The sequence below is a fragment of the Lysinibacillus sp. FSL R7-0073 genome, assembly GCF_038009065.1.
Taxonomy (GTDB): domain Bacteria; phylum Bacillota; class Bacilli; order Bacillales_A; family Planococcaceae; genus Lysinibacillus; species Lysinibacillus fusiformis.
On record NZ_JBBPAS010000001.1, the window covers coordinates 1,097,607 to 1,124,078 of the forward strand.

25 protein-coding genes are annotated in these 26,472 nt (G+C 39.0%); all 25 read left to right on the forward strand.

Annotated elements, in window-relative coordinates; translation table 11 throughout:
* The first annotated feature begins 22 nt into the window (after positions 1-22).
* Positions 23-1,627 (forward strand): M20/M25/M40 family metallo-hydrolase, encoded by a 1,605-nt coding sequence (locus tag MKY88_RS05175; protein WP_193831155.1) that lies wholly within the window; start codon positions 23-25, stop codon positions 1,625-1,627.
* A 352-nt stretch (positions 1,628-1,979) separates the two neighbouring features.
* Positions 1,980-2,339: an Asp23/Gls24 family envelope stress response protein gene (locus MKY88_RS05180; RefSeq protein ID WP_008173742.1), complete on the forward strand. Its 360-nt coding sequence runs from the start codon at positions 1,980-1,982 to the stop codon at positions 2,337-2,339.
* An 18-nt stretch (positions 2,340-2,357) separates the two neighbouring features.
* Positions 2,358-4,007: a DAK2 domain-containing protein gene (locus MKY88_RS05185; RefSeq protein WP_340813123.1), complete on the forward strand. Its 1,650-nt coding sequence runs from the start codon at positions 2,358-2,360 to the stop codon at positions 4,005-4,007.
* Between the two features lie 353 nt (positions 4,008-4,360).
* A complete protein-coding gene (gene sdaAB / locus MKY88_RS05190; RefSeq protein ID WP_031418969.1) occupies positions 4,361-5,023 on the forward strand; it encodes an L-serine ammonia-lyase, iron-sulfur-dependent subunit beta in 663 nt (220 codons plus the stop codon).
* Positions 5,024-5,037: 14 nt separating this feature from the next.
* Positions 5,038-5,946 carry an L-serine ammonia-lyase, iron-sulfur-dependent, subunit alpha gene (sdaAA, locus tag MKY88_RS05195; RefSeq protein ID WP_069480326.1) on the forward strand — a complete coding sequence of 303 codons (909 nt, stop codon included), beginning with the start codon at positions 5,038-5,040 and terminating at the stop codon, positions 5,944-5,946.
* 136 nt (positions 5,947-6,082) lie between these two features.
* A complete protein-coding gene (locus MKY88_RS05200; RefSeq protein WP_340813126.1) occupies positions 6,083-7,237 on the forward strand; it encodes a M20 metallopeptidase family protein in 1,155 nt (384 codons plus the stop codon).
* Positions 7,238-7,396: 159 nt separating this feature from the next.
* On the forward strand, positions 7,397-9,442 hold the full coding sequence (recG, locus tag MKY88_RS05205; RefSeq protein ID WP_340813128.1) for an ATP-dependent DNA helicase RecG: 2,046 nt from the start codon (positions 7,397-7,399) through the stop codon (positions 9,440-9,442).
* A 130-nt stretch (positions 9,443-9,572) separates the two neighbouring features.
* Positions 9,573-10,145 (forward strand): transcription factor FapR, encoded by a 573-nt coding sequence (gene fapR, locus MKY88_RS05210; RefSeq protein WP_069483258.1) that lies wholly within the window; start codon positions 9,573-9,575, stop codon positions 10,143-10,145.
* A gap of 2 nt (positions 10,146-10,147) precedes the next feature.
* Positions 10,148-11,140, forward strand: coding sequence for a phosphate acyltransferase PlsX (gene plsX / locus MKY88_RS05215; RefSeq protein WP_193831160.1), 993 nt, complete (start codon positions 10,148-10,150; stop codon positions 11,138-11,140).
* 18 nt (positions 11,141-11,158) lie between these two features.
* The gene (gene fabD / locus MKY88_RS05220; RefSeq protein ID WP_193831161.1) at positions 11,159-12,112 is read left to right on the forward strand and encodes an ACP S-malonyltransferase; all 954 of its coding nucleotides are present in this window, start codon (positions 11,159-11,161) and stop codon (positions 12,110-12,112) included.
* Entirely contained in the window at positions 12,105-12,851 is a 747-nt protein-coding gene (gene fabG, locus MKY88_RS05225; protein ID WP_193831162.1) for a 3-oxoacyl-[acyl-carrier-protein] reductase, read from the forward strand. Before fabD ends, fabG begins: the two co-directional genes overlap by 8 nt.
* A 58-nt stretch (positions 12,852-12,909) precedes the next feature.
* The gene (gene acpP, locus MKY88_RS05230; protein WP_008181678.1) at positions 12,910-13,146 is read left to right on the forward strand and encodes an acyl carrier protein; all 237 of its coding nucleotides are present in this window, start codon (positions 12,910-12,912) and stop codon (positions 13,144-13,146) included.
* Positions 13,147-13,543: 397 nt separating this feature from the next.
* A complete protein-coding gene (gene rnc / locus MKY88_RS05235; protein ID WP_069480332.1) occupies positions 13,544-14,308 on the forward strand; it encodes a ribonuclease III in 765 nt (254 codons plus the stop codon).
* A gap of 3 nt (positions 14,309-14,311) precedes the next feature.
* Positions 14,312-17,887, forward strand: a complete 3,576-nt coding sequence (gene smc / locus MKY88_RS05240; protein ID WP_193831163.1) for a chromosome segregation protein SMC — start codon at positions 14,312-14,314, stop codon at positions 17,885-17,887.
* 2 nt (positions 17,888-17,889) lie between these two features.
* Positions 17,890-19,170, forward strand: coding sequence for a signal recognition particle-docking protein FtsY (gene ftsY, locus MKY88_RS05245; protein ID WP_328203020.1), 1,281 nt, complete (start codon positions 17,890-17,892; stop codon positions 19,168-19,170).
* A 341-nt stretch (positions 19,171-19,511) separates the two neighbouring features.
* On the forward strand, positions 19,512-19,847 hold the full coding sequence (locus tag MKY88_RS05250) for a putative DNA-binding protein (RefSeq protein ID WP_012293242.1): 336 nt from the start codon (positions 19,512-19,514) through the stop codon (positions 19,845-19,847).
* A 12-nt stretch (positions 19,848-19,859) separates the two neighbouring features.
* Positions 19,860-21,218, forward strand: a complete 1,359-nt coding sequence (ffh, locus tag MKY88_RS05255; protein WP_069480335.1) for a signal recognition particle protein — start codon at positions 19,860-19,862, stop codon at positions 21,216-21,218.
* Positions 21,219-21,312: 94 nt separating this feature from the next.
* Positions 21,313-21,585 carry a 30S ribosomal protein S16 gene (rpsP, locus tag MKY88_RS05260; protein ID WP_004269411.1) on the forward strand — a complete coding sequence of 91 codons (273 nt, stop codon included), beginning with the start codon at positions 21,313-21,315 and terminating at the stop codon, positions 21,583-21,585.
* 15 nt (positions 21,586-21,600) lie between these two features.
* Positions 21,601-21,834, forward strand: a complete 234-nt coding sequence (locus tag MKY88_RS05265; RefSeq protein WP_004269410.1) for a KH domain-containing protein — start codon at positions 21,601-21,603, stop codon at positions 21,832-21,834.
* 372 nt (positions 21,835-22,206) lie between these two features.
* The gene (rimM, locus tag MKY88_RS05270) at positions 22,207-22,722 is read left to right on the forward strand and encodes a ribosome maturation factor RimM (RefSeq protein WP_193831165.1); all 516 of its coding nucleotides are present in this window, start codon (positions 22,207-22,209) and stop codon (positions 22,720-22,722) included.
* The gene (trmD, locus tag MKY88_RS05275) at positions 22,722-23,459 is read left to right on the forward strand and encodes a tRNA (guanosine(37)-N1)-methyltransferase TrmD (protein WP_193833600.1); all 738 of its coding nucleotides are present in this window, start codon (positions 22,722-22,724) and stop codon (positions 23,457-23,459) included. Before rimM ends, trmD begins: the two co-directional genes overlap by 1 nt.
* 116 nt (positions 23,460-23,575) lie before the next feature.
* Positions 23,576-23,920: a 50S ribosomal protein L19 gene (gene rplS, locus MKY88_RS05280; RefSeq protein ID WP_069480337.1), complete on the forward strand. Its 345-nt coding sequence runs from the start codon at positions 23,576-23,578 to the stop codon at positions 23,918-23,920.
* Positions 23,921-24,025: 105 nt separating this feature from the next.
* Positions 24,026-24,589, forward strand: a complete 564-nt coding sequence (gene lepB / locus MKY88_RS05285) for a signal peptidase I (protein ID WP_012293246.1) — start codon at positions 24,026-24,028, stop codon at positions 24,587-24,589.
* 57 nt (positions 24,590-24,646) lie between these two features.
* A complete protein-coding gene (ylqF, locus tag MKY88_RS05290; protein ID WP_340813132.1) occupies positions 24,647-25,519 on the forward strand; it encodes a ribosome biogenesis GTPase YlqF in 873 nt (290 codons plus the stop codon).
* Positions 25,520-25,673: 154 nt separating this feature from the next.
* Positions 25,674-26,435, forward strand: coding sequence for a ribonuclease HII (locus tag MKY88_RS05295; RefSeq protein ID WP_193831167.1), 762 nt, complete (start codon positions 25,674-25,676; stop codon positions 26,433-26,435).
* The last annotated feature ends 37 nt before the right edge of the window (positions 26,436-26,472 follow it).

Below are 26,472 nucleotides of genomic sequence, written 5' to 3' on the forward strand. Positions count from 1 at the left end.
TGAGATTTAAAGGAGAATTTTTATGGATAATTATATGTGGGATACACCAGAAAAACTGCGAACACTGCTATGTGAAATTGTCAGTTGGGACAGTAGAACATTGACAGAGGGTGAAAATGAATTTGCCTATAAATTGAAAAATAAATTGATGGCGCTTCCATATTTTAATAAGCATCCTGAGTTGATCGAATTGCATGAAGCAGGTCTAGGAAGAAACGCTGTAACGGCATTATATAAACATCCTACAGCAACCGACACAGTAGTGCTAATTAGTCACTTTGATACAGTGCATACTGAAGAATATGGAGAATTAGAGCCTCTAGCTGTTTTCCCTGAGGAATTGACTAAAAAGCTTATGGAGCCTAAGTACAAAAAGGATTTACCAGAAGCTGCTAGATTGGATTTGGAATCAGGCAATTATTTGTTTGGTCGTGGCACAATGGATATGAAAATGGGACTGGCATTACACATGCAGCTAATTGAAAAAGCAAGCTTCGAGCAATGGCCAATCAATCTGATTTTAACAGCGGTTCCCGATGAAGAAGTAAATTCAGCGGGAATGAGAGCTGCTGTAGTAGAGCTTGTAAGAATACGTGAACAATATGATTTAACGTATCAATTATTTTTAAATAGTGAACCATCTTTTTCACAAGGACCTTCTGATACGAATGAATATATTTATTCAGGTACAATCGGTAAGATAATGCCCGCTGCACTATTTTATGGGAAGGAAACACATGTCGGTGAACCTTTAAAGGGAATGACAGCCAATTTTATTGCTTCTTATATGACGCAGCATATGGAGTGGAATCCTCTTTTCCGCGAAACAGATTTAGGAGAGAGCACACCACTACCAGTCTCTTTACAGTTAAAAGATTTGAAAATGGAATACTCTACACAAACGCCATATCGAGCTGCGGCTCTTTACAATGTATTTTTATTAAAACGTACAGCAGCAGAAGTGATGGATATATTTGAACAGGTCGCATTCGAAGCAATGACGGCTTGTAATCAACAATATGTGCAAATTTGCAAACGAGAAAAAGTACAAGGTGTTGGGACAGTCAAAGTACTACGATATGAGGCTCTCTTAGAACATGCCATCCGGAAACTGGGAGCTGCCGAAGTCGATTCTATCAAATCTCAAGTTCTTCAGCATAGTTCGTGGGATGATCGTGAAAAGTCAATACGCATCGTTGATCAGCTTATGATACGTTGCCAGGAATTAGCACCAGCTACTGTCCTGTTATATGCCCCACCTTATTACCCAGCTATTAATTCATCCAATCATCCACTTATTATAAAATCGATTGAATTAATGAAGAAAACGGCGCAAACATTCGATGTTGAGGTGGAGCAAATCCATTATTTTAATGGAATTTGTGATTTAAGCTATGTGAACTATACAGATGAATCAGATGAATGGTTAGCCTTCGAACGCAATACACCTGTATGGGGGGATACGTATAGTATTCCATTTAAAGAAATGACCGCTTTACAAGGGCCGGTCTTAAATGTAGGACCATTTGGTAAGGATGCGCACCAAAAAACAGAAAGATTACATGTGGATAGTGCCTTTAAAGAAATGCCAGTTATGATCGATACCCTTATAAAAAGTTTAATTTAATGCAATAAAAAGTTGATGCTTTCATAGTATCAACTTTTTTATATCTAGAATTGACTGTGATGTTTAACATAAATAAAGAGAGGCCACGTAGGCATATGTCCTAATAAGATTTTTTAGGAAAGGGCATATATAAATGGGCTATGGGCTTGCTGACCAAGCGTTATACTTCATAATACAATTAGGCGGAAATAAATTTTATTGTAAGAACGTCATTTTTGGTGAATTTATAAATACGTCGATTTAAAGTCACAAAACGTTGCTACATAGCCTTTCTTTACCCCCTTAGGTTGCTTAAATTACAACGAAAGTGTTACAATATAGTTTAGTCAAAAAGAGCCAAGGGGGCATTTCTATGTCAATTGAATTAAACAGTGAATTCGGCCAAATTGATATTTCAACAGATGTACTTGCACAAATTGCTGGTGGTGCTGCTGTAGAATGCTACGGGATTGTTGGCATGGCATCTAAACATCAAATTCGTGATGGTCTAACTGATATTTTACGTAAAGAAAACTTCGCAAAAGGTGTTGTGATTCGACAACAAGACGACGATTTACATATTGATATGTACATTATTGTTAGTTACGGGACAAAAATTTCGGAAGTTGCTTACCAAGTACAGTCGAAAGTGAAATATACAGTAGATAAAACATTAGGTATGAGCGTAAAATCTGTCAATATCTTTGTACAGGGCGTTCGTGTAGCGAATTAAGAGGAGGAACTAAATCGAATGCAGTCTTTAGACGGTATAAAGTTTGCAGAAATGGTACAAATGGGTGCGCATCACCTATTCCAAAATGCAAATTATGTAGATTCATTAAATGTTTTCCCGGTTCCGGATGGTGACACAGGGACAAATATGAACTTATCGATGACATCTGGTGCAAAGGAAACGGAGCTTCATGCTTCAGAGCATATTGGTAAAACGGCACAGGCCTTATCAAAAGGTTTATTAATGGGTGCGCGTGGAAATTCAGGTGTAATCCTATCACAATTATTCCGTGGATTTGGAAAATTCATTGAAAAAGAAGCAACAATTGATGCGAAAGGCTTTGCAGGTGCCTTCCAAGCTGGGGTAGATACAGCATATAAAGCCGTTATGAAACCTGTCGAAGGAACTATTTTAACGGTTGCTCGGGAAGCAGCGAAAAAAGGCGTAGAAGTGGCAGAAACTGAAACCGATATCATTGCGGTTATGGAAGCTTTTACTGCAGAGGCAAAGGCATCGCTAGATCGAACACCTGATTTATTACCAGTTTTAAAAGAGGTAGGGGTTGTCGATAGTGGTGGCCAAGGTTTATTGTTTGTATATGAAGGATTTTTATCTTCTTTAAAAGGAGAGCCTCTCCCAGAGAAAAATGATGCGACATTAGATGATTTAATCAATGCAGAGCATCATAGAGCTCAAGACTTTATGAATACCGAAGATATTGAATTTGGCTATTGTACAGAAATAATGGTGCGTTTAGAAGATGGGAAAGAGCCATTTAATGAAGAGCAATTCCGTCAAGAATTAAGTCCTTTAGGTGATTCGTTACTTGTTATTTCGGATGAAGAAATTGCCAAGGTTCATATCCATTCTGAGCAACCAGGCTCTGTTTTATCAATTGGACAAAAATATGGTAGTCTTATGAAAATAAAAGTCGATAATATGCGTGAGCAACATTCAGCTATCGTCGGTGAAGAACATAAGGCACCTACGACAACGAAAAAATTAGAAAAACATCCATATGCTATTGTAACAATTGCGATGGGTGAGGGTGTTGCTGGATTATTGCGTTCGATCGGTGCATCTTATGTCATTGAAGGTGGTCAAACGATGAACCCTTCAACAGAAGATATCGTTAAAGCAGTACAAGAAATTGGTGCAGAGAAAGTTTTAATTCTACCTAATAATAAAAATATAGTGATGGCTGCAGAGCAAGCTGTAGAGCTTTTAGAAATTGAAGCAGCAGTTGTCCCAACGAAGACAATTCCGCAAGGTATGGCTGCGATTTTAGCGTTTAATCCTGAAGCGGCTGTTGACTTAAATAAAAAGACAATGACGGATGCATTTGCAAATGTAAAGACGGGTCAAGTAACTTATGCTGTGCGTGATACATCTATAGATGGTGTTGAAATCCATAAAGATGATTTTATGGCGTTAGCAGAAGGAAAAATTGTCCTTTCTACACCAGCTTTAAAAGATGCAGCTGAAAAAGTAATCGTTGATTTAGTTGATGAGGATGCTGAAATTGTAACAGTCATTTATGGAGAGGATACAACTGAACAAGATGCTACAGAGTTAGTAGCATTCATTGAGAAGAACTATCCAGACGTAGAAGTTGAATTATTTGATGGAAAACAAGGGTTATACCCATATATTATTTCGGTAGAATAATTACATGCTACTTTGCTATTCCGTAAAGAAAGCAGTGCACAAAATGTGTACTGCTTTTGTTTATGCTACAAAGAGAGTATTATCCATATTTAGTCGGAAACATACGTACTATTCATAGTTGAATGTACGTATGTAGAGGATATAAAAAATTGGAAATATTGGAATATCAACGGTTTTCATTATGTGTGCACATGGTATGGACAATGTATAACATATCTCGATTGGCTACAAATTATAGTAGTGGTAATTTTCTGAAAGCTGACAAATTAAATACTTTACTTTTGTGGTAACTATCAAGCATGATATAAGTAAATATAAATATTATTATAGGAATAGAATAGAGGGGTGTTTGTATGAAATTTACTTCGGTTTTTGATATTATTGGCCCCGTCATGATTGGGCCTTCCTCCTCTCATACGGCAGGGGCAGCTCGTATTGGACGAGTTGCAAGGGATTTATTTGGTAGACAACCTAAATGGGCGAAAATTCATTTATATGGTTCGTTCGCAGAAACGTATAGAGGGCATGGGACAGATGTTGCAATCGTTGGGGGCTTATTGAACTACGATACATTTGATGATCGTATTAAAACGGCATTTGAAGATGCAGAAAAGGCAGGGTTGGAATATGAATTTATTCCAGAAACAGCTAACACGGAGCATCCAAATACGGCACGTCTAGTTATTGGAGACGATGAAGGGGAAATGTCTGTCGTCGGTATTTCTATTGGTGGCGGTAAAATAGAAGTAAGTGAAGTAAATGGCTTTAAATTGCGTTTAACAGGTGGCATGCCAGCGATTCTTGTCGTACATGATGACCGTGCTGGCTGCATAGCGAACGTAGCCAATTGCTTAGCGATGCACGAAGTTAATATTGGACATATGGAAGTTTCACGTATAGAACGTGGTTTAACGGCTTTAATGGTTATTGAAGTCGATCAAAATATAGAAGAAAAAGTGCTACAGCAGATTTCATTAATCCCATATATTACAAAAGTATCAAAGATTAATAACTAAGGGGGTGTCCCAAGATGGACGTTTTATTTCATAATGTTCGGGAGCTTGTGGAACGAGCAGAGCAGGAAAATAAATTAATATCAGAAATTATGATTGAACAGGAAATGTTGATAACTGGTAGAACACGAGAAGAAATCATTCAACAAATGGATCGAAACCTAACGGTGATGGAAGAAGCGGTAGAACGCGGCTTACAAGGTGTACAGTCGGTTACAGGTTTAACTGGTGGGGACGCCGTATTACTTCAAAATTACATTGCACAAGGAAAATCACTATCAGGTGATTTATTATTAGATGCAGTAAGTAAAGCGGTTGCAACCAATGAAGTCAATGCAGCAATGGGAACAATTTGTGCAACGCCAACAGCGGGTTCGGCAGGGGTTGTACCAGGAACACTTTTTGCGGTAAAAAATAAACTAAATCCAACGCGTGAGCAAATGATCCGTTATTTATTTACATCAGGTGCATTTGGCTTTGTTGTGGCTAATAATGCTTCCATCTCAGGTGCTGAAGGTGGCTGCCAAGCAGAGGTTGGTTCAGCGGCAGGTATGGCAGCGGCAGCTATCGTTGAGATGGCTGGAGGAACACCGCAACAATGTTCAGAAGCATTTGCGATTACGTTAAAAAATATGCTTGGCCTTGTTTGTGATCCGGTAGCAGGCTTAGTGGAAGTACCTTGTGTTAAACGGAATGCTATGGGTGCTGCTAATTCTCTTGTAGCAGCAGATATGGCGCTTGCAGGTGTGACAAGTCGAATTCCATGTGATGAAGTAATTGGAGCGATGTATCGCATTGGACAATCTATGAGTCCAAACCTGAAAGAGACGGCACGCGGTGGTTTAGCCGCAACGCCAACAGGTAAGGCAATTAGTAAAGCCATTCTCGAAAATGGTGGATTACAAAGTATTAAAGCAATCCAATAAAACATGAAAAACATGCTATCTCATTAGGTGGCATGTTTTTATGTTGGTTCAGTTAAGTTTGTTTTTAGTATAATGAATTGGTAGAGATACAAATCAATAGGATGGGTTTTTAGGGGCATATTAAAGGAGTTTTTTCATGGATATCACTAATTTGAAATGTTTGACAGAACAAGCAATAGAAGATCGTCGTTATCTTCATCAATATCCAGAGCTGTCAGGCGAGGAATATGAAACATGTCAATTTATTCGCAAAAGATTAGAGCAACTTCAAATAAAAATTTTGGATTTTAATCCTCCAAGTGTAGTAGCTATGGTTGAAGGTACGAAAGGTACGAAAACAATCGCCTTACGAGCGGACATAGATGCTCTACCAATAGTAGAAGAAGGAGACAAGCCCTATATCTCTCAACGACCAGGTGTAGCGCATATGTGTGGGCATGATGGGCATACAGCTATCCTATTAGCGGTTGCTGAGTGGATTGCGATGAATAAGGAAAAAATAGAACCGAATGTCATGCTCATATTCCAATCAGCCGAGGAAATTACACCAAGTGGGGCAGATTTTTTAATTCAGAATGGTGTTCTAGAAGGTGTCGATGCAATTTTTGGTATTCATTTATGGCAAGGCTTAGAAAAAGGAAAAATAGGCTTAACATATGGTCCTATGATGGCTTCTGTCGATGATTTTGAAATAGAAATTCAAGGATATGGTGGGCATGGCTCCATGCCGCATGAAACTGTGGATCCTATTTATATTGCGAGCCATGTTATGCAATCTTTTCAAAGTATTATTAGTAGAAATTTAAATCCTATTGAGGCAGGCGTGATTACTGTAGGTAATATTCAAGCTGGTACGACGTATAACATCATTCCAGACTCTGCAAAATTAATTGGGACGATTCGTGCGTTGACACCTGAAACAGTCCATACCATCCAAACAAAGATGGTGAATTTAACAGAAGGAATATGTGGTGCCTTCGGTGCAAAAGGGAAAATCGACTTTATTTTAGGGACGCCTCCTCTTATTAATGATACTAAGGAATCTCACTTTGTAGAGTCTATTGTTCGGGAAAACTTTGGGGAGAATGTATTTAAACTTGTCGATCCTGTAATGGGGGGAGAGGATTTTGCTTACTATCTAAAACATAAACCTGGCGCGTTTATCTTTGTAGGCATGGGTGGAGAAAAAAGCAGATATCCACATCATCACCCGAGGTTTGATTTAGATGAAGATGTCTTCCCTGACGCGATTAAGCTTTTTATTGAAATTATTATGCATTATCAAGCGTAATGAACAGTCCATAAGCATAACCCTATCAGTCAGTGGTAGGGTTTTTGCTAATGATTGTTTATTTACGGCAACGAATGGATTTTATGATACATTGAATAGAGAGTTAGAAATGCTACATAGAAAAAATGTTAAGAATCAATGAAGGGAGTTGAGAGATAAGTGACTGATTTAAATAATCCTGTTACCGAATTAAAAGGTATTGGGAAAGAAACAGCAACGCATCTTGAAACACTAGGCATTGACACGATTGCTGATTTATTATGGACCTTTCCACATCGTCATGAAGATTTTCGTTTGAAGGATTTAGCACAAACACCGCACAATGAGCGTGTTACAGTCGAATGTAAAGTAGAACGTGAGCCTACCGTCTTATTTTTAGGCCGCAATAAATCACGTTTACAGGTAACAGTTTTGGCAGGCCGCCACTTAGTGAAAGTGGTGTTTTTCAATCAAGGCTACTTAAAACAAAAACTTATACCCGGCTCTATTATTACTGTGACTGGGAAATGGGATCGTGGGAGACAGGTCATCAATGGCACAACGGTCACATTTGGCCCTAAAACCGATCAAGTAGACTTTGAACCTGTCTATAGCCTGAAAGGTTTAATTCAACAAAAAAGATTTCGAAAATATATGCGACAAGTATTGGACGATTATGGCGCTAATTTGCCTGATGCTATTCCACAGCATTTGCAGGATTCCTATAAGCTTGTGCCTATACAGGAAGGCTTGGAGGGTATTCATTTTCCGCTAGATGCACAACATGCTAAACAAGCGAGAAGACGTTTTGCCTATGAAGAGCTATTAAATTTTCAACTACGTATGCAGGCGTTACGTAAGGTACGGAAGGAAAATGAACAAGGAACGGTCATTCAATATGATGTGCATCTGCTACGTGAATTTATCGCGGCATTACCGTATGAATTAACCAATGCTCAAAAACGTGTTGTCAATGAAATTTGTAAAGATTTGAAGGAGCCACATCGAATGAATCGCTTATTACAAGGTGATGTAGGTTCGGGGAAAACAGTGGTGGCAGCTATAGGCCTATACGCTGCAGTTTCAGCAGGTTATCAAGGGGCGTTAATGGCTCCAACAGAAATTTTAGCAGAGCAGCACTTGGAGAACTTGCTAGAATGGTTCCAACCATTTGGTGTTCGTGTAGCTTTATTATCTGGTTCAACTAAAACGAAGGAGCGCCGTGCTATACTAGCAGATTTGGCGAATGGAGAGCTCGATATTGTGATCGGTACACATGCCTTAATCCAGCCTGATGTTATTTTTAAAAATCTAGGTTTTGTTATTACCGATGAACAACATCGTTTTGGTGTTGAACAACGTCGCATACTGAGAGATAAAGGGGAAAACCCGGATGTGCTCTTTATGACAGCCACTCCAATTCCGAGAACACTTGCCATTACAGCATTTGGAGAAATGGATGTGTCGATGATTGATGAAATGCCGGCAGGGCGCAAGCAGATTGAAACCCATTGGATGAAAAAAGAACAATTCGGATCGGTTATATCAAAACTAGAAGGAGAGCTAGCCGCTGGAAGACAAGCCTATGCCATTTGTCCTCTTATTGAGGAATCAGATAAACTGGATGTTCAAAATGCAGTTGAAATCTATGAACAGCTAGCCACTTATTTTACAGGACGCTATCAAGTTGGCCTAATGCATGGACGTTTATCCGCTGATGAGAAGGATGCTGTTATGCGCGCTTTTAGTGATGGATCCATACAGGTTTTAGTTTCTACGACAGTCGTTGAGGTAGGGGTGAATGTACCGAATGCGACATTTATGATTGTCTATGACGCTGAACGCTTTGGTTTAGCACAATTGCACCAGCTACGAGGACGTGTTGGACGAGGTGAACATCAATCCTATTGTATTTTAATCGCTGATCCTAAGTCTGACGAGGGGAAAGAGCGGATGCAGTCTATGACAGAAACAAATGATGGTTTCCGCTTAGCTGAGAAAGACTTAGAGTTGCGAGGACCAGGGGATTTCTTTGGACGTAAGCAAAGTGGTCTACCAGATTTCAAAGTAGCTGATTTAGTACATGATTACCGGATTCTTGAGACCGCTCGAAAGGATGCTACTACAATGCTTGAAACCGATGACTTTTGGCATGGTGACGACTATCGGTACTTGAGGAAAATGTTAGAAGATTCTGGCGTTTTGCAAGGGGAGCGCTTTGATTAATAATTGTACGATGATTCATGCGGAGAATGCAGGACTTGATTTCAAAACAAGTCTTGCATTCTTTTTTTAACCTCTATATACTGATATTAGTACCAAGTGCTAATAACAACTCAAAAGGTGGCGAATGATGTTGAGACGAACAAAAAAAGAACGACAGCGGCTACTATCTGAAACGATAGCTGAAAATCCATTCGTCACAGATGAACAGCTAGCAACACAGTTTCAGGTAAGTGTTCAAACAATTCGTTTAGATCGTATGGAATTATCCATACCAGAATTACGAGAGCGTATTAAAGATGTCGCTTCAAAAAACTATGAAAATGAAGTAAAATCTCTACCGATTGATGAGATCATCGGAGAAATTGTTGATATTGAATTAGATAATCGAGCACTTTCGATTTTTGATGTGAAAGAAGAACATGTTTTCCAGCGCAACGGCATCGCACGTGGACATCATTTGTTCGCGCAAGCAAACTCCTTAGCGGTAGCCGTTATTAACGATGAACTAGCATTGACAGTCCATTCTACTATTACGTTTGTGAAACCTGTTCGTGCTGGAAATCGTGTTATTACAAAAGCGATTGTTGTCGGACGAGATGATAAAAATCATCGGACAAAAATCGAGGTAACATCTACTGTTAATGGTGAAACCGTTTTTGTTGGTGAATTTGATATGTACCGTACGAAAGGTAAGGGTGAGTAATAATGAAATTAGCGCTTGATGGAATGGGTGGAGACAATGCACCAAAATCAGTAATTGAAGGTGCACTCTTAGCATTAGAGCAAATTCCAAATTTAGAAATTCAATTATATGGACAGCAAGAGAAGCTCGAGCCATTTTTAAAACAACATGATCGATTAACGATCGTACATTGTGAGGAAGTCGTTGAAGGGACGGACGATCCAGCACGTGCTGTTCGTAGAAAAAAGGATTCTTCCATGGCGCGCATGATGGACGCAGTGGATGAGGGTAGAGCAGATGCTTGTCTGTCAGCAGGAAATACAGGTGCTTTAATGGCAGGTGGTTTGTTTAAAGTAGGTCGTATTGAGGGAATTGCCAGACCAGCTTTAGCTACGACATTACCAACACTTGATGGGAAGGGCTTTTTAATGCTTGATTTAGGTGCAAATGCAGATGCCCGACCAGAACATTTAGTGCAATATGCTATTATGGGCGATATTTATGCGAAGAAAGTTGGCGGCTTACAAAAACCTAGAATCGGCCTATTAAATATCGGTACAGAAGAAAAAAAAGGAAATGAATTAACAAAAGCAGCCTTTGATTTATTAAAGGAAGCGGATTTGAATTTTATTGGTAATGTAGAGGCACGTGATTTACTTGAAGGAGTAGCTGATGTCGTTGTTACGGATGGCTTTACAGGAAATATGGTGCTGAAGTCAATTGAAGGTACGGCAGGTGCTTTATTTTCCATGTTAAAAGAGGCGTTTATGTCTTCAACAAAAACGAAGATCTCAGCTGTTCTTATGAAAAATAATTTACGTGACTTAAAACATAAAATGGACTATACAGAATACGGTGGTGCTGGATTGTTTGGCTTACAAGCACCTGTTATAAAGGCGCACGGTTCATCTAATGCGAAAGCGATTTTTAGTGCTATCCGCCAAGCAAACACAATGGTTGAGCATACTGTTATTTCGACAATTACAGAGACAGTACGCCACATAGAAATTGATTAAACAAAGGGGACTATTCAAATGACGAAAATAGCATTTATTTTTCCAGGACAAGGTTCGCAAGTAGTAGGAATGGGGCAAGAGTTTGTTGAAAATGCTGCGGAAAGTAGAGACTTCTATGATCGTGCAGACCAAGCTCTCGATTTGGAGCTATCTAAGCTTATGTTAGAAGGTCCAGCGGAGGAATTAACATTAACATATCATGCTCAGCCAGCTCTGCTTACTACTGGTGTAATGGTAGCAGAAAAGCTACGTGCAGCAGGAATTCAACCTCATTATGCAGCAGGTCACTCTCTTGGAGAATACGGTGCATTGGTCATAGCGGGTGTCATGTCCTTTGAAGATGCAGTGAAGATTGTGCATAAACGTGGTCTATATATGAATGAAGCTGTACCAGCTGGACAAGGTGCTATGGCTGCCATTCTAGGCATGGAATTAGAAGCGTTAAATGAAGTAACTGAGCAAGTGTCAGCAACAGGGGAACCTGTGCAGGTAGCCAATGTTAATTGTCCTGGTCAAATTGTTATTTCAGGTACAAAAGAGGGTGTTGAGAAGGCATCAAGCGCGGCAAAAGAAGCAGGGGCTAAGCGTGCTATACCATTAGTTGTAAGTGGCCCATTCCATTCTGAGCTGATGCGACCATCGTCTGAGAAGTTGAAAGCGGCGTTGGCGGATGTTACTTTAGCTACTCCGCAAATCCCTGTTGTAGGGAACGTTATGGCGAAGGAGTTAACGGATGTTCCAGCCATTCAACAAGAGCTTGTTGAACAGGTTTATAGTGCAGTTCAATGGGAGGCCTCTATGCGAGAAATGATTGCACAAGGTGTGGATGTCTTTATTGAATGTGGCCCAGGTAAAGTATTAAGTGGTCTCTTGAAAAAAATCGATCGCTCTGTTGCTGCCTATTGTGTTTATGATGAGGCATCGTTAGAAGCGGTTTTAGAAGCGTCAAAGGAGTGGTCAATCAATGCGTAAACTTGATGGAAAAGTAGTTGTTGTAACAGGAGCTTCACGAGGGATTGGTCGTGCTATTGCATTAAAGCTTGCTGACGAGGGTGCAAAAGTTGTCGTGAACTATAGTGGTTCGCAAGCAAAAGCTGAAGAAGTTGTTGCTATGATTCAAGAAGGCGGTGGCGAGGCAATTGCTGTACAAGCTAGCGTCTCTCAAACAGAAGAAGTGACAGCATTAATGGATACAGCTGTGAAAACATTTGGCTCCCTTGATATTTTAGTGAATAATGCTGGTATTACAAGAGATAATTTACTTATGCGCATGAAGGAAGATGAATGGGATGATGTATTAGATACGAATCTTAAAGGTGTTTTCCTATGTACCAAAGCGGTAACACGCCAAATGATGAAGCAACGTGCCGGCCGTATTATCAATATTTCATCGATTGTTGGCGTAGCTGGAAATGCGGGTCAAGCAAACTATGTCGCAGCTAAAGCAGGTGTTATTGGGTTAACAAAAACAACTGCGAAGGAATTAGCGTCACGTAATATTTTAGTCAACGCTATTGCACCTGGCTTTATCGAAACAGAAATGACTGATCAGTTACCAGAAGATATTAAACAAGGGATGTTAACACAAATTCCACTTGCGAAACTAGGGCAACCGGAAGATATTGCAAAGGCAGTCGTTTTCCTTGCATCTGATGATGCTAACTATATGACAGGACAAACACTTCATATAGACGGTGGTATGGTCATGTAATTTGAATTAGGCATAGGCGCTAATTTTTTGTATAATCATTTGAGGGGAGGTGAATCATTTGTCTACAGTATTAGAACGCGTAACAAAAGTAATCGTGGACCGTTTAGGTGTTGAAGAAAGCGAAGTAACACTTGAAGCTTCTTTCCGTGATGATTTAGGTGCTGACTCATTAGACGTAGTTGAGCTTGTAATGGAGCTTGAAGACGAATTCGATATGGAAATTTCTGATGAAGATGCTGAAAAAATCTCAACAGTAGGTTCTGCAATTTCATACATCGAAAGTAAAATAAACTAATTTCGTTTATACTTTATTTAGCAGAAATTTATCACCCTTATAGGTGTAATGGTTATCGTAATTATACAAATGGTATTTATGGTTGGTTGAATAAAGGAGAAATAGTTTACTGCTTTTCTTTACAGATGAAGCAGATCTAATAGACAAGATGTATTCAAAGGGGACGAAATAGATCGGTTTACGATCTATAGACGTCCCCTTTTTGTTTCAATTTTACAGTGGATTTTTATTCCGAAGATCGATTCGGACGCAAATGTGCCAAGGCTTAATTGATTTTAGAAATAAATATTCTAATAATTTTCCAAAATATTGTGTTTACGCCGAAATACTTTTGCATAAACGCTTTGAAAAAGGTACACTAAAACGGTAGAAACTATTAGGAAGGCAGATTTGTTCAATGGCTATGAAAAGAAAAGGAACTATGCAGAAATCTGGCGTACTTCCTGAAAAAGTACGCAATCAATTCGAGCTGTTACAGCATGAATTAAATATCACATTTATTAATAAAAATTTATTGTATCAAGCATTCACGCATTCATCTTATGTGAATGAGCATCGCCGTAAGTTATTTACGGATAATGAGCGTCTTGAATTTTTAGGAGACGCAGTACTTGAACTGTCTGTTTCTAAATATCTTTTTGAGAAATACCCAAGTATGAGCGAGGGTGAGTTAACAAAGTTACGAGCATCCATTGTTTGTGAACCATCTCTAGTTATTTTCGCGAATGAACTAGGCTTTGGTCGCTTTGTTTTACTTGGAAAAGGTGAAGAATTAACAGGTGGACGGGAACGCCCAGCACTACTTGCAGATGTGTTTGAGTCATTTGTAGGTGCCCTATATTTAGATCAAGATTTACAAACGGTCGTGTCATTTTTAGAACGTATCGTGTTCCCAAAAGTAGAAGTCGGTGCTTTTTCGCATGTGATGGATTTTAAAAGCCAACTGCAAGAAATGGTACAGCAAACGAATAATGGACTTCTTCATTATGAAATCATTGATGAAAAAGGACCTGCACATAATCGTACCTTTGTATCAAGCGTCTTACTGAACGGACAAGAGCTTGGTATAGGTCGGGGAAAATCGAAAAAAGAAGCCGAGCAGCAAGCTGCACAATGTGCGATGCGTATGATGCGAGAAGAAGCTGCGAAAGAGGAGGCTTAATAGATGTTCCTAAAACGACTAGAAGTGATTGGCTTTAAATCATTTGCGGAGCGCATTGGTATTGATTTTGTACCCGGTGTTACAGCGGTTGTGGGACCAAATGGCAGTGGAAAAAGTAATGTCACAGATGCAATACGTTGGGTACTTGGTGAGCAATCGGCAAAGTCGTTACGTGGATCAAAGATGGAAGATGTAATTTTTGCAGGGAGTGACTCTCGGAAGCCACTCAACTTTGCAGAGGTAACACTAATATTAGATAATACCGACGAGCAACTTGCTTTTTCCTATACAGAAGTCAGCGTAACAAGACGCGTATACCGTTCAGGTGATAGTGAATATTTATTAAATAACCAGCAGTGTCGCCTGAAGGATATTACGGACTTGTTTATGGATTCAGGGCTTGGAAAAGAGGCATTTTCTATAATTTCACAAGGTCGTGTCGATGAAATTTTAAATAGCCGACCTGATGACCGTCGTTCGATTTTTGAAGAGGCAGCTGGCGTATTAAAGTATAAAATAAGAAAGAAAAAAGCAGAGCATAAGCTTGTTGAGACAGATGAGAATTTATATCGTGTATTAGATATTCTCCATGAATTAGACAGTCGACTTGGACCGCTTGAAATGCAAGCATCTAGTGCAAGAGACTATGTACAAATGTCTACTGAGCTAAAAGATTTTGATATTGCCATTCTTGTGCATGATTTTAATAATTGTGCACAGTCTTTGCGTGCGCTTAAAGAAGAGTACACAAACCTATCTGAGATAGAGCAAAAGCAAGCTCAAGATATTGCTACTTTCGATAAACAGACAACTAATATTCGCAAGCTATTAAAAGAACTTGATGAATATTTGGATGTTTCTCAAGCTGACCTAGTCAATGCAACAATGGAGGTAGAACGTTGGGATGGACGAAAGGCGCTAATGGCTGAAAAGCGTCAAAATGCGTCCAATCAATTACAGCAGCTGAATACGTCATTACAAGAAGCCAAAGCAGAAGTAGAGGCACTGTTTATGCAGGAGCAGGAGAAAAAAGACGTATTCTCTGAAAAACAACAAGCCGTGTCGGTGCTAAAACAAAGCATTAAACAGTTAGAGCAATCTTTAAATCGCTCCGTAACGGAAATCGAACAAGAAATTGAGGAGCAAAAAAACCGATATATCGATTCGTTGAATGAAGAAGCGACCATCAAAAATGAGTTGAAAAATATCGATCAGCAGTTGGCTCAACAAAAAGCTATGGCAACACGAATGTCCGACCAAACTGATGAAATTGGGCAAGAGCTTATGCAAATTGTTGCTGAAAAAGAACATCTAATAGCTGCACATACTTCAACAACAAATGACTTACAAGAAAAGCTAGAACAATATGAAGCTTTACAAATACAGTTGAAAAATGTTAATTCTACCTTTACTGAAAAGCAAGATATGCTATATAAGGCTTATCAGCATCAGCAGCAACTAAAAGCTAGAAAAGATACGTTAGCGGAGCTTGAAGCTGACTTTTCAGGGTTTTTCCAAGGGGTTAAAGAAGTACTGCTAGCACGAGATAAAGGTGAATTACAAGGTATTGAGGGTGCTGTAGCTGAATTAATTCAGGTTGAGGGGAAATACTCACAAGCAATAGAAACGGCTTTAGGAGCTGCCTCTCAGCATATTGTCACAACTAATGAACGCCATGCTCAACAGGCTATTCATTGGCTGAAGCAAAAGCGAGCTGGGCGTGCTACTTTTTTACCGAAAACGGTAATGAAATCACGTAAAATTAATTTAGCGACTATCCAATTAGCAACTGAGCACCCAGCATTTATTCGAATGGCGGATGCATTAGTGACTTTTAATGAAGATAATCGAACGATTGTTGAAAATCTTCTAGGCAATGTCATTGTGGCAGCAAATCTTGAAGGTGCAAGTCAAATTGCTAGATTATGTGGGTTCCGTTATCGAGTGGTTACACTTGATGGGGATATTGTTAATGCTGGGGGCTCATTAACGGGTGGTGCCCTGAAACAGCAATCTTCACTCTTTACAAGAAAAGCGGAATTAGATGGTTTAATTCTTAAGTTAGAGTCATTGCAAGCTTCTATTTATGGTGCAGAACAGGCTGTTGCAACGGAAAAAGAAAAGCTAGCAACACTTCGAGATCAAGTAGAGCTATTGAAGCTTGAAGGGGACCAATTACGAAAAGATGAGATGCAGCAGGCAGGTCGTTTACGTGAGCTAGAGGCTGTAGAAAAAAGCTTATCGGCTAGAGTAACCTTTGCTTCGACTGAAACACAGGATGTTAAAACACGAGAAGAATCATTATTGGCTCAAAAGCAAGAAGCAGAGGAACGTTTAAGTGCGCTTGCAGGAGAATTAATCGAAATCAATGAAACTGTTGAGCAATTAAGTAAAGTTAAGCTACAAAGTGAGACAGAGAAAGATGTATTACGTGAGCAATTGGCAGAAAAACGCTCACAATTAGCTGTTATGCAAGAACAAATGTCACAAGTTCAAATAGCTACAGCTGACTTAGCCCTACAATTAAACAAAGCTCAACAAAAAGTCGAAAATATTTCTCAGGAAATATCGTGGCTTCAATCTGATGAATCGACAAATTATTTAAGTGATGAAGAGGTCGATGAACAGGTGTTGTCATGGAAGACCAGAAGAGATGCGCTACAAGAGGTAATTTCTCAGAAAAAAGAGGAAAAAGTAGGGCAACAGGATGAACTTTCTTCGTTAGAGGTTCAGCTGAAGGAATTACAACGTATCCATAAAGGGTATCTTGAAGCGATACGTGCAAATGAATTGAAACGAAATCGTGTCGAATTTGAAATGGACAATTTCACAGCTCAGCTCGAGGAGAATTATCAGTTAACATTTGAAGAGGCAGAAGAAGAAGCACAAGCTATAGAAGATGAGGAATTTGTACGTCGACGTGTTAAACTGCTTAAAAAATCAATTGAAGAGCTAGGACCTGTTAATTTAAGCGCGATTGAAGAATATGATAGAGTGCTTGAACGACATACTTTCTTAACTGAACAGCGAGAGGATTTACTTGCGGCGCAAGAAACATTGCATGAAGCCATTAAAGAAATGGATGAAGAAATGACAATGCGTTTTAGCGAAACATTCTATGCGATCCGCGAACAATTTAGACGTGTATTCCGTGAATTGTTTGGTGGAGGGCAAGCCGATTTAGTGCTAATTGATCCGGAAAATTTACTAGAAACTGGAATTGACATTGTTGCTCAGCCTCCAGGGAAAAAATTACAAAACTTAAGTTTACTTTCTGGTGGTGAACGTGCGCTAACGGCGATTGCTTTATTATTCTCCATCTTAAATATAAGACCTGTCCCATTCTGTATTCTCGATGAAGTGGAGGCGGCCCTAGATGAAGCAAATGTTGTGCGATACAGCCAATATTTAAAGAAGTTTAGTGGTGAAACACAATTCATTGTCATTACACATCGTAAAGGAACGATGGAGGGAGCGGATGTCCTGTATGGTATAACAATGCAGGAGTCAGGCGTATCGAAACTTGTATCAGTAAAATTAGAAGACGAACCCGTACTTGCGGAGCAAAGGAGCAAATAAGGATGAGCTTTTTTAAACGTATAAAAGATAAATTGATGGGAAATCCAGCGGACGAAGAAAAACTAGAAGCCGCTGAACATGATTTAGCTTCTCATCCACAGGAATTAGAAGAAGGCAGTGAACCTGCCACTACTGAGACTGTTGTTGAAGAACCTTCTGAGCAATTCGAGCAATCCTCACCAATTGAAGATACTAAAGAATCCGAACAATCGACGGACATCGAAGGTACAAAGGATCTAGAGCTTTCTCCAATTGAGGAAGAAGAGCAGCTAGAGGTACAAGTTATTGAGGAACAACCAACTGAGGAGAAAAAACCTTCTGCTTGGTCTATTACGCAAAAATTTAAAGCGGGTCTTGAAAAAACACGTAATTCCTTTACATCGAAAGTCAACGACCTTGTTGCGCGTTATCGTAAAGTGGATGAGGATTTCTTTGAGGAATTAGAGGATCTTTTATTACAGGCCGATGTTGGTTTTGAAACAGTCATGGAACTTATGGATAAATTACGTTTCGAAGTACAACGTAAAAATATAAAAGATACAAATGGTATCCAAACTTTAATTTCTGAAAAGCTTGTAGAAATTTATGAGCAAGGTGAAGAAGATTTAATTGAATTAAATCTGCAACCTGATGGTGAACTGACAGTCATTCTATTTGTTGGGGTGAATGGTGTAGGGAAAACAACGACAATTGGTAAACTTGCTCGTCGTCTAAAATCTCAAGGCAAAACAGTCGTTTTAGCTGCGGGCGATACATTCCGTGCAGGTGCTATTGATCAATTACAAGTATGGGGAGATCGTGTAGGCTGTGAGGTTATTAAACAATCTGAGGGCTCTGATCCAGCAGCAGTTATGTATGATGCAATTCGTGCTGCGAAAAACAGAAAAGCAGATGTGTTAATTTGTGATACAGCTGGTCGCTTACAAAATAAAGTGAATTTAATGAACGAGCTTGAAAAAGTACATCGTGTCATTTCCCGTGAAATCCCAAGTGCTCCACATGAAGTGTTATTAGCGTTAGATGCTACAACTGGTCAAAATGCCCTTGTTCAAGCACAAACATTTAAAGAAGTAACGAATGTGACAGGTATCGTTTTAACAAAGCTGGACGGTACAGCTAAGGGCGGTATTGTGCTTGCAATCCGTAACAAATTACACATTCCTGTGAAATTTGTAGGTCTTGGGGAGAAAATGGACGATTTACAGCCATTTGATGCAGAGCGATATGTCTATGGATTATTTGCTGACGGTTTAGATAAAGAATTACAAAATAATGAAGAATAACAGTGAAATTGGCAGTGTCATTTTATCTTGATTTAGCATTCATCTCCTTCATGTATCGGAGGGGATGAATGTTTGTTTTGTTTTTTATGGATCTTTCATTTTAGGTTAGCCTCTCCATGCTTAATATTAAGAAATATGATACCAATCCACTGAGTGTTATGGAGTAGAAACGCTCGACTGTGATAAGTTGAATTGACTTGTTGGAAAGTGTCATACAAGCTACAGGCAAGAAATGCCCAAAAGTAAGTAAATTAGGCTTTTAGACAAGGAGATTACCTTGACACAGACGGGCGCTTTTCGTTATGATACAAATGACTAAATAGCGGGAGGAGAAACATTCGATGCTACTTGAAAAAACAACACGCATGAACTTTCTCTTCGACTTTTATCAAGCATTATTAACAGATAAGCAAAGAAGTTATATGGAACTATACTATTTGGACGATCACTCACTAGGTGAAATCGCTGAATCGTATGGTGTGTCACGCCAAGCTGTCTACGATAATATTCGTCGAACAGAAGCAATGCTTGAGGAATATGAAGAAAAATTATGTTTACTTGAAAAATTTCAACAACGTACCCAAATGCTTTCACAGCTAACTATGGGGATAACAGAACAAAGTATGACGGCTGAAGAGCAGTTAGCGCTTATCGAACAGCTGAAAGAATGGGATTAGGAGGCGAAAGCAATGGCTTTTGAAGGATTAGCGGAACGACTCCAAGGAACGATCCAGAAAATTAAGGGCAAAGGGAAAGTATCGGAGCAAGACGTCAAAGAAATGATGCGTGAAGTCCGATTTGCTTTAATTGAGGCGGATGTTAACTTAAAAGTAGTCAAGGAATTTGTAAAAAAGGTTAGTGAACGCGCTGTTGGCGTCGATGTTATGCAAAGCTTAACACCAGGTCAACAAGTTATTAAAATTGTACAAGACGAATTAACAGAATTAATGGGTGGCGAGCAAAGCCCAATTAAATTTAATACGAAGCCTCCAACTGTTATTATGATGGTCGGCCTCCAAGGGGCAGGGAAAACGACAACTTCAGGTAAATTGGCAAATGTTCTACGGAAAAAATATAATCGTAAACCATTGTTAGTGGCAGCCGACGTTTATCGTCCAGCAGCTGTTCAACAATTAGAAACATTAGGTAAACAACTTTCATTACCAGTTTTTTCGTTAGGCACTGATATTTCCCCTGTAGAGATTGCACGTCAGGCAATTGAAAAGGCAAAAGAAGAGCATCATGATGTCGTAATTATCGATACGGCCGGTCGTTTGCATATCGATGAGGATTTGATGCAAGAATTAAAAGATATTCGCGCATTAAAAGAGCCAGATGAGGTCTTCCTTGTTGTTGATGCAATGACAGGTCAAGATGCTGTAAACGTAGCAGAAAGCTTTAATGAGGCTATTGGTATTACAGGGGTTGTGTTAACGAAACTTGATGGTGATACTCGTGGTGGTGCGGCATTATCTATTCGTTCTGTAACGCAGAAACCAATTAAGTTTGTCGGTATGGGCGAGAAAATGGATGCGCTAGAACCTTTCCATCCTGAACGTATGGCGTCTCGTATTTTAGGTATGGGAGACGTTCTATCGCTGATCGAAAAGGCCCAAGCCAATGTAGATGAAGCAAAAGCCAAAGAGTTAGAAGAAAAATTCAAGACTCAAACCTTTACATTTGATGATTTCGTGGAGCAATTGCAGCAAGTTAAAAAAATGGGACCTCTAGATGAAATTTTAAAGATGCTCCCTGGTGCAAACAAAATCAAAGGCTTAGATAATGTCAAAGTTGACGATAAGCAAATGGGACGTGTAGAGGCTATTATTTACTCGATGACGCCTGCAGAAAAGACGAATCCTGAATTGATTAATGGTAGCCGTAAAAAGCGTATTGCTAAAGGTTCAGGGACTTCTATTCAAGAGGTGAATCGTCTGATTAAGCAATTTGATGAAATGAAAAAAATGATGAAGCAAATGACTGGAATGGCTAGTGGTAAGGGCAAGAAAAAAATGAAATTACCTGGCTTTGATTCATTGTTTAAATAATAATTTTTAGGTGTTAAGAAAAAACACTTTACAAACAACCTAAACATTGATAATATACTATCTTGTGTGAAACTTATTCGGAGGTGCTATTAAAATGGCAGTTAAAATTCGCTTAAAACGTATGGGAGCTAAAAAATCTCCTTTCTATCGTATCGTAGTTGCAGACGCTCGTTCACCACGTGACGGCCGTCAAATCGAAACAGTTGGTACTTACAACCCACTAACTCAACCAGCTACTGTAAACATTGATGAAGAGAAAGCTCTTAAATGGTTAGCTGACGGTGCAAAACCATCAGATACAGTACGTAACCTGTTCTCAGAACAAGGTATCATGGAAAAATTCCATAACCAAAAATTCAGTAAATAATCGGGGGCGACGTCTTTGAAGCAGCTGATTGAAGCAATCGTTTTACCGTTAGTCGATTATCCAGAAGAAGTTCGTATTGAGACGGATGAAAATGCAAATCGAATTGTTTATAAACTTTTTGTTCATCCAGAGGATCGAGGGAAAGTCATAGGCAAGCAAGGGCGAGTAGCGAAAGCGATTCGTACAATTGTTTATTCAGCGGCAGGTAGTCACCATCAAAAGAAGACCTACGTCGATATATTGGATTAATAGAAAAGATTTTCGCGCTCTTGCAACGAGTACAATTGAGTCCTGATAGGTGTGTTTACATGTCGCTTAGGAATTCGAAGTGGCCTTTAGCATGAAGCGTAATGTCTGGACTAAGAAGGAGGGAGCTTGTAGGTTCCTTCCTTTTTTCTTTATTTCACCTAGGGTTGTTCTTTTTATTTTGGACAAACAGGGCATATAGCTTTAACAAAGATTATAGCTATAGACAATTGATTATATTAATATGGACGAGACAATTGATTGTCTTAGGTGAACCTACATTCTTTCAAAGTGAATTTGCTTATTATTACGAGAAGAGTAAGAGAATAAATGCAATGGGAGAGAGTAGTACGTTTTGAATGAGGTGATAGTTGAATGGAATGGTTTAATGTAGGTCGAATTGTCAATACACACGGTATTCGAGGAGAAGTGCGTATATTATCGACAACAGACTTTGAAAAAGAACGTTTTGCGGTAGGGAATAAGCTTGCTGCCTTTAAAAAGGACGATAAAAAACCAACTTGGGTAACGATTCAATCTGTGCGTCGTCATAAAAACTTTATTTTATTAACATTTGAAGGTATGAATAACATCAATTTGGTCGAGCCATTTAAAGAAGGTTTGTTAAAAGTGACAAAAGATCAAATGACTGACGATCTCCTTGAAGAAAATGAATTCTTCTTCCATGAGATTATAGGTTGTACAGTTGTTTCTGAAGAAGGCGAAACAATAGGTGTTGTGAACGATATTCTACAAACAGGTGCTAATGATGTATGGGTGGTTAAAGGCTCGAAGAAAGAGCATTATATCCCTTATATAGAAGATATCGTGAAAGAAATTGATGTGGATGAAAAGAAAGTTGTCATTCACGTAATGGAAGGTTTATTATGATGAATATCCATGTGCTGAGCCTTTTTCCTGATATGTTCTCTGGTGTTTTTGGAGCTTCTATTTTAAAGAAAGCTCAAGAAAAAAATGCGGTCAAGCTGGAGGTAACGGACATCCGTACATTTTCGGGAAATAAGCACAATCAAGTTGACGACTATCCATATGGTGGAGGAGCAGGCATGGTTTTAAAGCCTGAGCCGATGTTTAGCGCTGTAGAGGCAATCAGTGCAGGAAAACAACCACGCATCATTTTAATGTGCCCTCAGGGAGAACGATTTACCCAAAAAAAAGCAGAAGAATTATCACAAGAGAAGGAATTAGTCTTTTTATGTGGTCACTATGAAGGCTATGATGAACGTATACGCCAACACCTTGTAACAGATGAAATTTCTATTGGAGATTTCGTTTTAACTGGTGGAGAACTAGGAGCAATGACGGTTATCGATAGTGTTGTACGCCTATTACCAGGTGTATTAGGGCAAGAAGATTCACATATACAAGATTCCTTTTCAACTGGTCTCTTAGAGCATCCTCATTATACTCGACCGGCAGAATTTCGAGGAATGAAGGTGCCAGATGTTTTATTATCGGGCAATCACGCAAAAATTGAGCAATGGCGTGAGGAACAATCGTTGAAAAGAACCTTTGAACGTCGTCCTGATTTACTTGATCAATATCCTTTAACTGACAAGCAAAAATTGTATTTAGAAAAACTTAAAAACAATCAACAAGATGCTTGATTGCCTAGTATATTTATGATAACATTTAATCTGTACTTCTATGTGAAGTACTGAATTACGGTGTTCCGCTGTGGCATAGATTGCGTGCAAGAGCATCTGTCTAAGGAGAGAAAACAATGTCAAACATTATTACAGAAATTACAAAATCTCAACTTCGCACTGATCTACCTGCTTTCCGTCCTGGTGATACTGTTAAGGTACACGTGAAAGTAGTAGAGGGTACTCGTGAACGTATCCAGCTTTTCGAAGGTGTAGTAATTAAACGTCGTGGTGGCGGTATTAGCGAAACTTTCACAGTTCGTAAAATTTCTTACGGTGTAGGTGTTGAGCGTACATTCCCTGTACACACACCAAAAATCGCTAACTTAGAAGTTATACGTCGTGGTAAAGTACGTCGTGCTAAACTTTACTACCTACGTAACCTACGTGGTAAAGCTGCTCGTATTAAAGAAATTCGATAATTATGACTTAAAAGTGAGGGGCTTGTACGCAAGCTCCTTTTCTTTTTGCTTGTCATCTTAATTCCCTATCAACTAAAATAGTGTTAGACAAGGGGGCATTTCTCAATGGAAAAACAGGTGAAAGAAAAGAATGAATTATGGGAATGGACAAAAGCGCTATTAATTGCATTTGCGATTGCTGCAATCATACGATATTTTTTATTTACACCAATTGCAGTTGATGGTGAGTCCATGATGCCAACCCTTGAAGATGGCGACCGCATGATTGTGAATAAAATTGGTTATAAAATAGGTGAACCAAAACGCTTTGATATTGTTGTATTTCATGCGCCTGAACAAAAAAATTACATTAAACGTGTAATTGGATTGCCAGGAGATTCACTGGAATATAAAGACGATCAATTATATATCAACGGTGAGCCAATTGATGAGCCCTATTTAGATGCTTATAAAGCTCAAATCACAGGGGGAACATTAACAGAAGACTTTACCTTAAAAGACATCGATGTTTCTTTAGATGAGATTCCAAAAGGGTATGTTTTTGTCATGGGGGATAATCGTCGAAATAGTAAAGACAGTCGACATATTGGTCTTGTAGATCAAAAGGAAATCATCGGCAACACAAGTTTGATTTTCTGGCCGTTTAATGACATAAAAATTGTAAAGTAATGCAAGAAAGGGAGCGTTCATGAACTCCCTTTTTCTTTTAGTTTAGGAGGCACAGCAGTGACAATTCAATGGTTTCCCGGGCATATGGCAAAGGCCCGACGTGAAGTAACAGAAAAATTAAAGCTTGTTGATATTATATTTGAGTTAATAGACGCACGTTTACCTTTATCGTCTCGTAATCCAATGATCGACGAAGTCATCAATCAAAAACCTCGTCTTTTAATTTTGAATAAGGCAGATATGGCAGACGAGCAAGAAACGCGCAAATGGGTAGATTATTTTGCGCAGCGTGGTCATAAAGCAGTAGCCATTAACTCACTTGAGGGTAAAGGCTTACAACAAGTAACGAAGGCAGCACAGGAAATATTAAAAGAAAAGTTTGATCGCATGAAAGCAAAAGGGATGAAGCCTAGAGCTATTCGTGCAATGATTGTTGGAATACCAAATGTTGGGAAATCAACACTGATTAATCGCTTGGCAAAAAAAAATATTGCTAAAACGGGAAATACACCGGGTGTAACAAAAGCACAGCAATGGATTAAGGTCGGGAAAGAACTTGAGCTATTAGATACACCAGGGATTTTATGGCCAAAATTCGAAGATCAAGAAGTGGGCTTTAAATTAGCTTTAACAGGAGCTATTAAAGACACCATTACAAACATGGAAGACTTAGCAGTATACGGCTTACGTTTCCTATCAGTTCATTATCCAAAGCGTATGGAGGAGCGTTACGGCTTTGAGTTGGTCCATGAAGATTTGGTTGAAACATTTGACCATATTGGAAAACTTCGACGCGTGTTTGGCACAGGTGGAGAAATTGATTATGATCAAGTAGCTCAACTAATCGTTCGAGATATTCGAGGCTTGCAATTAGGCAAATTAACATTTGATTTTGTTGATGAACAATTAGAAAAAGAATCAGAACAATAAAAAGTATTGGAAACTGTCACACCTTCTTTGTGGCAGTTTTTCTTTTAGGAATGAAATTTCCTACCGATAATAATTATATAGAGGAAAAATATGAAGCTACATAATTACTGGAATTGATATAGGTTTAATAAGTAGAGGCAAGAAGGAGTAAGAAATGAGAAGTATTAAAGAAATTACAGTTGCATTAAAAGATGCGGAAGAATGGCAAGAGTGGATGTCTGGTATTGTAGAAGATGAACGAATAGGTGTCCAAAAGGCTTGGCTTTCTTGGCAAAAGAAACAAGAAAAAAAGCACCAATTACTTCAGGAACATCAAGCAAAAGTGGCATTTGATTTAAGCTATGGGGGAATAGATGTATTAATTGCAGGTGTAGATGAAGCGGGGCGTGGTCCTCTAGCGGGGCCAGTCGTTACAGCAGCTGTAATTTTGCCAACAAATAGTGAGGCTCTTGTTGGTTTGAATGATTCTAAGCAATTATCGAAGGATAAACGAAATGCCTTTGCTGCTTTAATTAAAGAACATGCCATTAGCTATTTTATTCACTTCCAACCGGCTCAACAAATAGACGAACTTAATATTTATGAGGCGACCAAACAATCTATGAAGGCAAGTGTGGAATCATTATCGAGAAAACCTGATTACGTTTTAGTAGATGCCATGACATTACCTATGGCTATACCTCAGGATTCCATCATTAAAGGGGATGCCAAAAGCTTAGCAATAGCAGCAGCCTCCATTCTAGCTAAAACAGCCCGAGATGATTACATGGAACAATTAGATAAAGATTTTCCAATGTATGGTTTTGCACAACATGCAGGCTACGGTACAAAGCAGCATTTAAAAGCACTAGAAGAATACGGACCAACGATTCACCATCGTAAATCGTTCGAACCGATTAAATCCATGTTTGAATAATACGTTAGCACCAATTACCGAAGGAGTAATTGATGAA

Bases quoted from the DNA above. Each gene is read 5' to 3' on its own strand.
- ffh (WP_069480335.1), top strand. From the start codon at position 19,860: ATGGCTTTTGAAGGATTAGCGGAACGACTCCAAGGAACGATCCAGAAA.
- lepB (WP_012293246.1), top strand. From the start codon at position 24,026: ATGGAAAAACAGGTGAAAGAAAAGAATGAATTATGGGAATGGACAAAA.
- smc (WP_193831163.1), top strand. From the start codon at position 14,312: ATGTTCCTAAAACGACTAGAAGTGATTGGCTTTAAATCATTTGCGGAG.
- plsX (WP_193831160.1), top strand. From the start codon at position 10,148: ATGAAATTAGCGCTTGATGGAATGGGTGGAGACAATGCACCAAAATCA.
- trmD (WP_193833600.1), top strand. From the start codon at position 22,722: ATGAATATCCATGTGCTGAGCCTTTTTCCTGATATGTTCTCTGGTGTT.
- rplS (WP_069480337.1), top strand. From the start codon at position 23,576: ATGTCAAACATTATTACAGAAATTACAAAATCTCAACTTCGCACTGAT.
- rimM (WP_193831165.1), top strand. From the start codon at position 22,207: ATGGAATGGTTTAATGTAGGTCGAATTGTCAATACACACGGTATTCGA.
- sdaAA (WP_069480326.1), top strand. From the start codon at position 5,038: ATGGACGTTTTATTTCATAATGTTCGGGAGCTTGTGGAACGAGCAGAG.
- sdaAB (WP_031418969.1), top strand. From the start codon at position 4,361: ATGAAATTTACTTCGGTTTTTGATATTATTGGCCCCGTCATGATTGGG.
- MKY88_RS05175 (WP_193831155.1), top strand. From the start codon at position 23: ATGGATAATTATATGTGGGATACACCAGAAAAACTGCGAACACTGCTA.
- MKY88_RS05250 (WP_012293242.1), top strand. From the start codon at position 19,512: ATGCTACTTGAAAAAACAACACGCATGAACTTTCTCTTCGACTTTTAT.
- rpsP (WP_004269411.1), top strand. From the start codon at position 21,313: ATGGCAGTTAAAATTCGCTTAAAACGTATGGGAGCTAAAAAATCTCCT.
- fabD (WP_193831161.1), top strand. From the start codon at position 11,159: ATGACGAAAATAGCATTTATTTTTCCAGGACAAGGTTCGCAAGTAGTA.
- MKY88_RS05185 (WP_340813123.1), top strand. From the start codon at position 2,358: ATGCAGTCTTTAGACGGTATAAAGTTTGCAGAAATGGTACAAATGGGT.
- rnc (WP_069480332.1), top strand. From the start codon at position 13,544: ATGGCTATGAAAAGAAAAGGAACTATGCAGAAATCTGGCGTACTTCCT.
- MKY88_RS05200 (WP_340813126.1), top strand. From the start codon at position 6,083: ATGGATATCACTAATTTGAAATGTTTGACAGAACAAGCAATAGAAGAT.
- ftsY (WP_328203020.1), top strand. From the start codon at position 17,890: ATGAGCTTTTTTAAACGTATAAAAGATAAATTGATGGGAAATCCAGCG.
- fabG (WP_193831162.1), top strand. From the start codon at position 12,105: ATGCGTAAACTTGATGGAAAAGTAGTTGTTGTAACAGGAGCTTCACGA.
- MKY88_RS05295 (WP_193831167.1), top strand. From the start codon at position 25,674: ATGAGAAGTATTAAAGAAATTACAGTTGCATTAAAAGATGCGGAAGAA.
- MKY88_RS05180 (WP_008173742.1), top strand. From the start codon at position 1,980: ATGTCAATTGAATTAAACAGTGAATTCGGCCAAATTGATATTTCAACA.